This window comes from Pantoea sp. AG1095 (assembly GCF_003208415.1).
GTDB classification, from domain to species: domain Bacteria; phylum Pseudomonadota; class Gammaproteobacteria; order Enterobacterales; family Enterobacteriaceae; genus Pantoea; species Pantoea leporis.
Genome location: NZ_QKMJ01000024.1, coordinates 1 through 1,225, shown reverse-complemented (window position 1 = coordinate 1,225; position 1,225 = coordinate 1). Strand labels below are relative to the sequence as shown.

At 47.9% G+C, this 1,225-nt stretch carries 1 protein-coding gene; it reads left to right on the top strand.

Features of this window, described 5'->3' with window-relative positions; all coding sequences use genetic code 11:
• Nucleotides 1–55: 55 nt before the first annotated feature.
• Nucleotides 56–1,216 carry an IS30 family transposase gene (locus DEU53_RS22900; protein ID WP_110868471.1) on the top strand — a complete coding sequence of 387 codons (1,161 nt, stop codon included), beginning with the start codon at nucleotides 56–58 and terminating at the stop codon, nucleotides 1,214–1,216.
• Nucleotides 1,217–1,225: the final 9 nt, after the last annotated feature.

Genomic DNA, 1,225 nt, shown 5'->3' with positions numbered 1-1,225 from the left:
GCTGTGAGTTCAATGGGTCGATGCAACGCTATCCTTAATCAAGGGGGGCGTTGCCATGAAACGAAGAACTCGGATTAACTACACGCCAGAGCAGAAGGCGATTATCTGGGACAGATATAAGCAAGGTGATTCCCTGCATGATATCGCCAGAATGTTCGACAGATATCATTCTTCTATTATGCCCACTATCCACCAGACTGGTGGATACCGCCCCCCTGTCCGAAAGCGGCATCCGTTAGCGCTTTCACTTGATGAAAGAGAGGAAATCTCCAGAGCGCTGGTAGCAAAAATCAGCATCAGGGCGATCGCTAACAAACTATCGAGAGCCCCCTCAACGATTAGCCGGGAGATCAAGAGGCACGGTGGTGCAAAACAATACCGTGCATCAAAAGCGGATACTGCTGCCTGGGAAAATGCTCTGAGACCAAAACCTTGCAAGCTAATTGAAAGACCCACACTGTGTAAAATCATCGCAGAGAAGATGCATCAGGACTGGTCGCCGGAACAAATCGCCGGTTGGCTGAAACGCTGTTATCCGGATAATCAGGAAATGCATGTGTCACACGAAACGATATATAAAACGCTTTTTATACAAACCCGGGGTGCATTAAAAAAAGAACTGCAGCAATGCCTCAGAAGCGGAAGAGTCGTGCGTAGATCCAGAACATCATCGCTTAAAGGGAAGGGATTAGGGTCAATCCCGAATACAATCTCTATCAGCGAAAGACCACCTGAAGCCGCTGACAGAGCCATACCAGGTCACTGGGAAGGTGACCTGATCCAGGGCTCTAAAAACTCCTATATCGTCACCCTCGTAGAACGTCATTCCCGTTTTGTTATGCTGGCCAGGATCAGGGACAACAAGACCATAACGGTTATATCTGCACTCATCAAACAAGCCCGGGAATTACCTGCAGAGCTATATAAAACATTAACATGGGACCGGGGCGCTGAAATGACCAGCCACACCCGGTTTACTGTAGCCACAGATATCCAGGTTTACTTCTGCGATCCTCAATCCCCCTGGCAACGCGGCTCCAATGAAAATACAAACAGATTGCTTAGGCAGTATTTTCCAAAAGGAACTGACTTATCGGTTCACAGCCAAGAAAGACTAAACAGCGTTGCCAGACAGCTCAACGAAAGACCGAGAAAAACGTTAGACTATGAATCACCCGCAGAGCGTTTTAACCAATGTGTTGCATCCATCAGTTGAACTCACAGC

What these genes read in the sequence shown, in the direction of transcription:
- DEU53_RS22900 (WP_110868471.1), top strand. Translation starts at nt 56, where the DNA reads ATGAAACGAAGAACTCGGATTAACTACACGCCAGAGCAGAAGGCGATT.